Annotated in this window: 10 protein-coding genes; 5 read left to right on the top strand and 5 right to left on the bottom strand. The window is 58.4% G+C overall.

From position 1 onward, the window contains the following. Positions 1-124: 124 nt before the first annotated feature. From SxD43FB_RS19180 to SxD43FB_RS19200, 5 genes are all read right to left on the bottom strand, one after another. The gene (locus tag SxD43FB_RS19180) at positions 125-2,266 is read right to left on the bottom strand and encodes a polysaccharide biosynthesis tyrosine autokinase (protein WP_176482846.1); all 2,142 of its coding nucleotides are present in this window, start codon (positions 2,264-2,266) and stop codon (positions 125-127) included. A 77-nt stretch (positions 2,267-2,343) separates the two neighbouring features. After that, the gene (locus tag SxD43FB_RS19185) at positions 2,344-3,033 is read right to left on the bottom strand and encodes a polysaccharide biosynthesis/export family protein (protein WP_096063562.1); all 690 of its coding nucleotides are present in this window, start codon (positions 3,031-3,033) and stop codon (positions 2,344-2,346) included. Between the two features lie 70 nt (positions 3,034-3,103). Next, positions 3,104-5,692 carry an O-antigen ligase family protein gene (locus SxD43FB_RS19190; RefSeq protein WP_176482847.1) on the bottom strand — a complete coding sequence of 863 codons (2,589 nt, stop codon included), beginning with the start codon at positions 5,690-5,692 and terminating at the stop codon, positions 3,104-3,106. A 220-nt stretch (positions 5,693-5,912) separates the two neighbouring features. Continuing rightward, positions 5,913-6,209: a hypothetical protein gene (locus tag SxD43FB_RS19195; protein WP_096063564.1), complete on the bottom strand. Its 297-nt coding sequence runs from the start codon at positions 6,207-6,209 to the stop codon at positions 5,913-5,915. Positions 6,210-6,453: 244 nt separating this feature from the next. After that, a complete protein-coding gene (locus SxD43FB_RS19200; protein WP_255245812.1) occupies positions 6,454-7,227 on the bottom strand; it encodes a metallophosphoesterase family protein in 774 nt (257 codons plus the stop codon). Positions 7,228-7,313: 86 nt separating this feature from the next. Here SxD43FB_RS19200 and SxD43FB_RS19205 point away from each other — a divergent pair, with 86 nt between their 5' ends. The 5 genes from SxD43FB_RS19205 to SxD43FB_RS19225 form a co-directional block, all read left to right on the top strand. After that, positions 7,314-7,976, top strand: coding sequence for a hypothetical protein (locus SxD43FB_RS19205; RefSeq protein WP_176482848.1), 663 nt, complete (start codon positions 7,314-7,316; stop codon positions 7,974-7,976). Then, entirely contained in the window at positions 7,973-8,500 is a 528-nt protein-coding gene (locus SxD43FB_RS19210; RefSeq protein ID WP_096063566.1) for a glycosyltransferase, read from the top strand. Before SxD43FB_RS19205 ends, SxD43FB_RS19210 begins: the two co-directional genes overlap by 4 nt. Before the next feature lie 256 nt (positions 8,501-8,756). After that, a complete protein-coding gene (locus SxD43FB_RS19215; RefSeq protein WP_096063567.1) occupies positions 8,757-9,116 on the top strand; it encodes a transposase in 360 nt (119 codons plus the stop codon). Then, positions 9,113-9,460 (top strand): IS66 family insertion sequence element accessory protein TnpB, encoded by a 348-nt coding sequence (gene tnpB / locus SxD43FB_RS19220; RefSeq protein WP_096063568.1) that lies wholly within the window; start codon positions 9,113-9,115, stop codon positions 9,458-9,460. The genes SxD43FB_RS19215 and tnpB overlap by 4 nt, the downstream gene beginning before the upstream one ends. A 132-nt stretch (positions 9,461-9,592) precedes the next feature. Beyond that, a partial coding sequence (locus tag SxD43FB_RS19225; RefSeq protein WP_176482849.1) for an IS66 family transposase zinc-finger binding domain-containing protein occupies positions 9,593-10,298 on the top strand: 706 nt, incomplete at its 3' end.

Here is a 10,298-nt window from a genome sequence, read left to right on the forward strand (position 1 = left end):
GGCGCAACAGCAGGATCAGACTATCCTCCATGATAGCGGGCTACACATTTCCAACGTTGCCCCGACAGCCACATCTCACGGGCTCCTAAGTTTATGGTCGATCCTTGCTGTCAAGGTTCGCCGATCAGGCTGGGTCTTCGTCATAATTATAGCGATAATAGTCGCTATAGGGACCATAGCCCGTCTTGCGGCTGTTATATTTGGTGACAACAGCGCCAATCAAATTCCCATGAGCGCGATCGAGGCGGGTCACGGCTGCCCGTGTCTGCCCGAAATGCGCGCTGCCCGCAGCGCACACGAAGATCGTTGCCTGCACAGCGGCCGTCAATTCCGTCGCATCGGCCAGCGCCAGCACCGGTGGCCCATCCAGGATGATGATATCATAATCAGCGCTCAGAGACTCTAGCAGCGTCTCGACAGCATCGCCGGCAAACAGATTGGCCGGGTCAGGCGGCAACGGGCCGCTTGGCATGAAAAAGGCATTGGCCATGCCCATTCCCATGGGCAGGATCGACTCCAGCGCCGTACTGCTGCGGGCTAATAGCGTTGAGAGTCCCTTGTCAGATTGCCGCACATTAAGAAATTTGTGCAGCGAAGGGCGGCGCAGATCTGCGTCGATCAACAACACTTTGCGCCCCACCATGGCAAAGCCGCGGGCGAGCGCATAGGATGTCGTTGATTTGCCCTCCCCTTTGCTCGAACTGCTGACCAGGACGGACTTGAACAGTCCCTGATTGGAGGAGAGTTCGATGGCCGTGCGGATGCTGTTGTAGGCTTCGGTGATTTCAGATTTGCTGTCCTGCAAGTCCTCGACAGGTGTACTGCTTTCAACCTCCGGAACTACGCCGAGAAGCGGCATATGCAGCTTCGACTCGACATCTTCGGGATTTCGGATCGCATCGTCCAGCCGTTCGCGGGCAAATGCGTAGACAAGAGCAAGGCAAAGTCCGCTCAATGTCGCAAGTGCCAGATTGATCAGCGGCCTCGGCGAAATAGGACGACGGGGTGTTTCAGCAAGATCCACCATGGAAATGTTATTGGTCGCAATGCCGGCCTCCGCGCTGACTTCCTTGAAGCGCTGCAGGAGGCTTTCATAAAGTTGCCGGTTGGTATCGACTTCACGTTGCAGGATATTATATTGTACCGAACGATCCTGTTCGGCAAGCGTTGCGCCCTTGAGCGTCGCAACTTGCGCCGCAAGCGCTGTATATTGCCGTTCGGTCGTTAGATACTGGTTGCGGATTGAGTTGCGAATACTCTCGGCAAAACCGCGTATCTGCTGTTCGAGTTCGGCAACCTGCGCACCGACCTGGGACACTGTAGGATGCTCGGGTGTGAGCCGCTGGCGCAATTGACTGAAATCAGCATTGAGTTCAGCGCGGCGCTGCAACAGTCTTTGCATACCATCATTTGCCAGCACTTCGGGCAAAGTCATGAGCGCAGCGCCACGGGCCTGCTCCCACCGCTCCCTCGCCTGCGACCGTGCCGTCGCTGCCGCAGCATAGCTTTCATTGAGCTGGACAAGATTGGCTGTGACAAGCGAGCGGGGCCCGCTCGCCTCCCAATTCTGCTTTGCGCCTGAACTGGCGTCAATCAGTTGGGCTGAACGGGCGTAGCCGATCAGGCTGCGCTCGGAAGCTTCAAGACGCCCCTTTGCCAGGCCAAGTTGTTTTTCAAGAAAATTGCGCGAATAGGCCGAAGTTGAATATTTCCGCTGAATGTTTCCGGAAATAACATTTTCGGCATAGCTATTGGCTATACGGTCCGCCAGCGCGGGTTCGCGGCTACGGAACAATATGCCGACCACCCTCGAGTTTCGCTTGAGATCAACGTCCAGATTGCGTTGCAGCGTATCTAGTACCGTCTCTTCTCGCTTTCCCCGCTTATCGCCCAGAACAGCGCCAACGCCCATCTGCTCGAGGAACCTGTCGTTGGCAGCAAGACCAAGGCTGTCCGACACCTTCTTGGCCATGGAACGGCTTTTAACAATATCGACCTGGGTTTGCAGAAAGCGATCAGCGTCAGCGCCGCCAATCATCGTCTGGTCATCCTCGGTGCCAAGGACCTTGGCAATCTGCTGATCGATCTGGACGCTTGATCGCGCTTCATAGACGCGCGGCATGATCAAGATCGACAATATGCCAAGCGCGATGCATCCCGCCAGAATAAGTCCCATGACGAAGCGATTTCGATAAATGGTCGCCCATATCGCCCGCAGATCGATCATGGGTCTGCGCTCGACTGCGTCTATCTGGTCTTGCGCCATGGCGGAAGCGCCAGACTGATCGAACTCTATCCGATCGCGGGTCTTAGCGTTCATCGTCTTGCCCCCCAATGGCACGGCTAGAATTGAGCGAATACGTTAAGCAGCGGCGCTGCACGCAAAAAGTCGTGCCATGCTTGCTTGGTCCCGGAATGGCCAACAATGATGACGTCGCGCGCCATGATGGCAGGATCCTGATCCTCTGCGCGGCGGATGCGGCCAAGATCGAAAGCAGCAGCATAGCGTTTGTCACCGATGAAGCGAATGACCACGACCTTGTCGAGTGCGGCATTTTCCGTCTCACCCTTGGCCAGCGCTACAGTATCAAGCAAGGTCGTGGGCCCTTGTATCGGGAAGATACCAGGCTCAGTGACTTGCCCTTGGACAGTGACGTTCTGGGAAACCGAACTTGTTACACTGACGGTAACCTGCGGATCGACATAAAAGCGCGCGCTGCTCTGGCGCAGCTTCTCCGCCAATTCGGTTGTCGTAAGCCCGGCGGCATGAACCCGGCCAACCAACGGCATGGTGATATCGCCTGCCGCATCGACCTGCATGCCTTTTGCCGACATTTCCGCTTCCTGGAAGAAGGTGATATCGAGTCGGTCAAGCTCGCCAATGCGATACAATGCAACCTTGGGTTCGCCCGCAAAGGCGGGAATCCGCTCGTAGGCAAGACTGCCCTGCTCCACATTCTGGGATACATTGCGGCTGACGCACGCCGAAAGTGCCAGTCCAGTTGCGACTGCTGCAATAACCGATCGCTTCATGAACCATGCCCCCTTTGATACTTATGGCTTATCGAGGAAATGATGGCGCGTTGCAACATCTCGCAACGCCTCACGGCTGAACCGGACCTAATCTCTCGATGGCCACATCATCGATAAAGAGGCTACCCGATTGGCCATCATCCGTTTCCAGTTCGAGCCGCAGATCCTGGGCGGGACAACCAGCGTTGATCGCAAACGCGCCCTGCCCCTGTTTCCAATCGTCCCTTGCCGAATGCCAGCGCAATGCAATCGGTGTGATTGTCGCATCAGCGCCACCTGGATTGCAGGCGATAACCCATTGGGTGCTTGGTATCGTGGTGCTGCCGCCTTGTTGCATGAGCCGGAGTCGATATTGTCCCGGTTCAAGGACCAAGCCTTGAGCAAGAACAGTTCCGCGCGTCATCCCACTGCTCGTAACCATTACGGCCTCCTGCCGCCAAGGCAGGTCAGGCTCGGCTATGAGGGCATGTGCGCCAGGCAGCGCTGGCGCACGCCAGGCCAGTGGCGGTCCTGCCGCCGACAAATCTTCGCTGCCAAGCGAAAACGCGCCATCGCCGAGCAAATGTGCGCCGTGGCTTTGCACCCATACAGCACGAACGGCGGCCCACTCGGCCCGATCGGCAAGTTTCCAGCGAATAAGCGCCGTTTCCGTTGGGGCAATCGGTGCGGTTGTGGCGTTGACGCCTCTCAGCACCGCCATGATGGTCGGCAGTTGCGCTTGGCGCGCCATTGCATTGAAGAAGGCTTGACGCCAGCCAGGGCGGTCTGAAAGGGCCTCAACGATAGCCGCTCTGCCTCCTAGTGCCTGTGCTATCGCGACCAATCGATCCAGTTGGTGGTTAGATGCCCGGTTGAGGCGAAGCAGGGCATCGAGCCGCTGAACCGCCACATCAGAAGCACCAAAAGCCAAAGCGCGGTCAACCAGCCAATATTGGTTCACCGCCTCGCGCCATCCAAGGACAGCGCCCGCTTCGAGGAGCGCGTTGCCTCGAACAGTATCACCGGTCTCGATCAGGCCGAGGCCGAGCGCTCTTAAGGCGACAGCGTCGAGGGGAGCAATTGCAAGGGCAGTGCGGGCGGACTCTATACCAGCTCCCGGTAGCCCCTGCCCAGCCGCCTTGTCAGCGCGCAAGGACCAGCCTTGCGCCAGCCAAGGCGCGGACACAGTGGCCCCGGCCCCATCGCCTGCCAGCAGTTGATGACGCGCCCATTGGGTGGCTACGATCTGCCAACCTAAAAGCGATGCAAAAGCAAAAATCAGCGTCCGTGCAACCGGGCCTGCATTTCGATCTTTCCCTTCCTGCTGGCTGCTATTGTTGCGAACCAACAGACCAAGCAAAAGCGCCGCCAGAACCGCGATTGAGGTCATCCGCAAAGGATAATCAACCACCGAGCCGACCACCATCAGCAGGAAGGCGAAGCCGGCAGCCAGACTGAATGCCCGGCGCCAGCTTGTCTGCGCCTTGCGCATTCCCGCGATTACCGAGAAGAGGATGAGAGCCAGAACAAGACCCAGAATGACGAGGCCAGGCAGTCCTGCTTCCAGGGCCAGTTCCAGATAATCATTATGCGCATTGTTGACGCGAAGCAGACCGACCTGTTCGAGAGGTTCAACGGTTGGATAAATCGTGCGAAAGCTGCCGAGGCCCGTGCCAGCGGGAAAGCTGTGATCGATCGCCAAAAGCGTATTCGACCAGTAATCCTGCCTCTGGTCCTCAGCGACCGTGGCGAAGCGCGCCAGCGTATGCTGTACGACGGGCGTGGGCAGCAACCCGACACCGACCACGGCCAGTCCAATCAGCAGCTTTGGCCAATGACCGGTTGTAGCCCTGCCGAGATAGGCAACGGCCGCCGCACCCAGGATCGCGACGGGCAGCAGCGTTATGCCGGTGCGCGACGTTGTCGCCAGAATAGCGCCGGCGAGCAGCGTTGCCAGAAGGAACAACAGGAGACCAGCGCGCGTACCATCCGCGCCCTTCCGCATGCGGTCGGGCAGAACGACGCCGGGGATCGCCGCCAACACCAGCGCCACCAACAGGAATGTAGCCTGGTGATTACGATTGATGAACAGGCCAACCCCTATGCCTCGATGCGCGGTATCAAAGAGATAGATAGGACTAGCGGCTCCAGCCCCGAACTGGATTATACCCAATATGGCGCTGCCAATGGCGACCAGAAGTGCCAAGCGGATGAGGCGTATGGCGTCTTCGCGCGACATGGCGGCAGCGCTAAGAAACATCGCGATTGGGGCGACGCAGGCAAGGAGGGCTGCCCAGGTGAGGCCCGGCGTCAGACTGAGGGGATGCCATGCATCGTGCCACCCCATGATCTCGTAAAAGGCAAGTGGGATGGCGCGCCCAGGCAGGTCATGCCAGATCCCAGGGGGCAACGGCATGATTTGGCACAGGATAAACAGGACCCAAGCCAAGGCCAGGGCGCAACCGAACTTGAACGATATGGGCCTGCCAGCCCATCTGAAACGGGCAAGCTCGATGGCTAGAAGGCAAAGGCCTGCCAAGGCAATGAAAGCCGTTACGAGGGGATAACTTCTGCCACCCCCACCTACCACTAATGCAAGCAGAAGAAACAGCGGTGCCGCTCTGCCGTAAAGGCTGCTGCCCAAAAAGTGCAACGACCGCGTCAAGGTATCAAATTTCATGAGCCTAAAGCCACCGTTGCCGAGTTGGCCTACAAAGCCATCAGCCATTCAGCACGCTCAGCAATCACGTTAAGGCCATTGCTGGAAGGATGCCGCCGCAAAGAGGAGCGACACCGGAATCAAATTAGCGATAGAAGCAGCACAACAGACAATAATAAACCCTGGCTATTGCATACCAATAGCCAGGGCATGCCACAGCTGCACCCTATGGCAATATCAATCAGTTAGGGCTGGCGTCATCATCATCGCCACCCGATGCGACGAGCGCGATCAGGCCACCGGCAGCAAGCACACCGCCACCGATCAGCAATCCCTTCTTGGGACCGGCTTTTGCAACGCCAGAAGACGAACCTGCGTCCGAACCACCCTGCGCGACAGCGGCATCGCCGCCCATGGCGGCGGGCGCAGCAGCGGTCGACAAGGCAAGGAATGCCGGGCGCGTGTCACGGGCCTGAGCCGAAATCGCAGAGCCAAAGGCAACCGCGACAGCGGCAACGCCAAGAAAGATTTTCTTCATGTGCTTCTCGCTCCCAATATCGATTGCCTTTGATCAGAAAGGCCTTCTACGCTCTTTCCTATGACATTGCTGCATCGCAAGGTCAACAGGGATGAACCTGTGATAGCCAAAGGCATTTCGTGTCGCACGTCGCATTTTACAGCGACATGATAGCAATGACCAGCCAGTTACGGCTCGATCAGGTGCGGTCAAAGTCTTCCACACACCGCGATTCGCAAGCCATTGGCAAGGCTGCGGCGCTCGACTATGCCATGGATACCGAGATCAGTTCCTGCTTGTCACCTTCGAGGTAGATGGCAGTCAAAATGCCTGTGCGATAGGCACCTGTGTCGATCCCGATGCGATTATCCCGAAGCTGGACGTCGGTTTCGATACTATGGCCATGAACGATGACTGCGCCATGATGGCGTGGATCAGCAAGAAAATCATCGCGAATCCATAAAAGATCCTCCCGAGTCTGACGGCGCAAAGCCACCCCCGGACGCACACCGGCATGACAGAAAAAATAATCACCCGAACGTGCTGTCAGCGGCAAACGCCGTATCCATTCTATATAAAGAGCAGGAATGGCTGACCGCACCTCGCGTAAATAAAGCCGCAGATCATCTCCTGCCCCTGGAGGTGCCAGCCCAAAGCTTTCTAGCGTTTGTGCGCCACCAAAGCGCAGCCAGCCCTCGAGCACTTCGAGATTGCCATCGATCGACTGGAGCAGCGCCTCCTCATGATTGCCCTGCAGCACGAGAATGCGGCTCGTCTTGCGCTGTAGATCATGCAGGTATTTGAGCACTTGCGCGCTTTGCGGTCCGCGATCGATAAGGTCGCCCAGAAAGAGCATATGCAGGGATTTGGCTGGGGGAAGCGCACCATTATGCTCGCCGATACGCTCGATCAATTTCTGAAGGAGATCGAACCGGCCATGCACATCCCCTACGGCATAAATGCGCTCACCGGCATCTGTACTTGGCAATTGAATAATTCCCGATATAGCGTCATTTGAACGAGGGGGCGTGAGCGGCATCTATTCCCGGCACATATAAGAGGTCAATGGAGGCTTGCCACTTTGTCCATCATAGGTGCCTTGGACCCAGCTCCGATCGCAACCTGATGGATTTTGCGCAGGCTTTGGTCCATATATTTGATAGCGGTGGTGATGTCGGAAATCGGGGGACACAAGGCAGCATGCTGGCAGATGGAGACCATGGTCGCTTTGACACAGGCAGATCGAACCGGACTGATCATACAGAACCGAGAGAGTGGCGTGTCGCGCGGTCTGAGCCAAACCTTTGCGTTCAAAATTCGCCCGTTGCCCACCAGCGTATGAAACGGGCATTACTGGTGGCCTCGGCCGGCGGCCACTGGATCGAATTATGCCGTCTTGAAGCAGCATTCCGCCAATGGGACTGCCAGTTTGTAAGTACGGCAGGCAATATGGCAGCGCCCCTCGGGACGAGGCCAGTGCTGCAGATCAAGGACAGTTCGCGCGATAATTATATCACGATGCTACGATCCATGACGCAGTTGCTCCGTGTCATTCGAGACTTTCGTCCTGATCTTGTCGTTTCGACCGGCGCTGCTCCTGGCGCGATCGCCCTGTTGATCGGGAAAGCTATTGGGGCGCGAACGATCTGGATCGACTCCATTGCCAATAGCGAGGAATTGTCGCTGTCTGGACGAGCTGTAAGATGGGTCGCTGATTTACGACTGACCCAATGGCCAGACCTTGCAGACGATCGCAATGGCATCAGCTATTTCGGGCAGGTTCTGTGATCCTTCTGTCTGTCGGCACGCAACTGCCATTTGATCGCCTTGTCAGCGCGGTGGACCGCTGGGCCGCGGAGCGGGACCGCGATGACATCGTCGCGCAGGTAGGGCCCGCCACCTATCAACCTACGAAGATCAAGACGTTTCCATTTGTGGACCACGACGCCTTCCGCAAGCTTCAGAGCGAGGCGACGCTCATGATCAGCCATGCTGGAATGGGTTCGATCATCACGGCTATGGAACTGGGCATCCCGATCATCATTCTCGCGCGCGATCACAGGCTTGGAGAGCACCGCAACGGACATCAAATGGCAACGTTGCGCCGGTTTCGCAATTATCCAGGCGTTTTCGCTGCTGAAGATGAAGCCCATTTGGCGCAATTGCTCGATCGCGCTGACACGCTAAGCGCCAGTCCACAATTGACGGCCGAGGCGCCCGAGAGCTTCATAGCCATGCTCAACGGCTATATCGAACAGCCCCTGCCCGCCTCACGATTGAGTCTGGTACAGCGATGGCTGCGGGGCGCCTGACGTATCAAGGAACCGCCGATAATCGGCGTGGTGTCAGATCGCTGCGTTGCGGTATGCGGCATCAATTTTTTTCTGCCCGGGGATGTGCAGCCCTACGTTCGTCATAATCGAGCGCCCGAAAAAGACGCCACCCTTCAGGCATTCGCACCATGGGACGTTTACAGCCCTTGGTACGCCTCCGTTGAGAGTCGCCTTCCCCCGGGCGTGATGGACCGCTCTTAAGTTCGCTCTTGAGAGTGATCGTAGGAGCGGTTTTGTGGGTCAGATCACGGTTTTCGGCGGGCCTGAGCGTCGGCGGCGCTGGCATGAGGACGAGCGGGCGAAGATTCTGTCCGAGGCCTTTTCTCCTGGCGCCTGCGTGGCGCGTGTAGCTCGCCAGCATGATGTATCGACGGCGCTGATTTACACTTGGCGCCGCAAGGCTGAAGTGCAGGCCGCTGCGGCGCCGGCGGAGGTCGCCTTCGTCGAAGCCGTCGTGCTTGACGACGCAGACGGCAACCCGTTGCCATCGGCGCCAGCTGTTGTGGTGGATTTGCCTGGCGGGCGCCGCGTGAACATCTTCGCTTCGGCGCCGCCCGATGTGGCCGCCGCTGTTCTGAAGGCGCTGATCCGATGATCCCGGTCCCGAGCGGCGGTAAGGTCTGGCTCGCGCTGGGGCATACAGACATGCGCCGGGGAATGAGGTCGCTGGCCTTGCAGGTTCAGCAGTCGCTTAACAAGGACGTCCATGCAGGCGACCTGTATGTCTTCCGAGGTCGGAGCGGGTCGCTTTGCAAAATTCTGTGGCATGACGGCCTCGGGATGTCATTGTATTCAAAGCGCTTGGAAAAGGGGCGTTTTGTGTGGCCCGCAGCAAAGGACGGGACGGTTGCGATATCTGCTTCCGCAATGGCTTGCCTGCTCGAGGGCATAGACTGGCGTAATCCCCTGGAGACCTGTCGCCCGACACAGGTCGGCTGATCCCCAGCGTCAATCAAGGTGCGGGAACTCCCGCCTGTTCGGGCTGTCAACGGGCACCTTGGCGGGACAAAATATGCGGGGAAACTGGCTTAAAACCTAGGGTTTACGGCAGGTTCGTGCTACAGAAACAGCATGGCCGCAAGCGACCCATCCGACGAGATCCTCCAGCTTCGCGCTGAGGTTGCCGCCGTTCGGGAGCGGGCCGACCAGGCTCAGGTGAAGCTGTTCGTAGCCGAGGCCGAGGTCGCCAAGGTTTGGGCAATTAACGCTGATCTGCTGGCCCGCAACGCCCACCCCGAGCTAATGAACGAGGCGATGCGCCGCGACAAATACGGCGCGAGTTCCGAGCGCAGTCGGCGCCTGCTCAATCAGCTCGAACTCACCTTCGAGGAACTCGAGGCCAATGCCAGCGAGGCCGAACGGCTTGGCCAAATTGCGGCCGACAAGACCACCACGGTTGCAGCGTTCACCCGCAAGCGGTCCACCCGCCGCGACTTCCCGGCCGACGTACCGCGCGAGAAGGTCATCATCCCAGCGCCAGAGCTGTGCCCGTGCTGCGGCTCGGACGATCTGAGCCATCTTCCCCCGGTGATCACCGAAACGCTCGAGAGAGTTCCCGCTCGCCACAAGGTGGTCCAGACGGTCCGGGAAAAGGTCTCGTGCCGTAAGTGCGAGAAGATCAGCCAGCCACCAGCGCCCTTCCACGTGACACCGCGCGGGATGTTCGGGCCGCACTTCCTGGCAAACCTGGCCTTCCAGAAGTACGGTCTGCACCAGCCCCTCAATAGCCAGCGTGATCGGCTCGAGGCCGAAGGCATCCCCTTGAGCCTCTCGACGC

Source organism: Sphingobium sp. D43FB, from assembly GCF_002312805.1.
Taxonomy (GTDB): Bacteria; Pseudomonadota; Alphaproteobacteria; order Sphingomonadales; family Sphingomonadaceae; genus Sphingobium.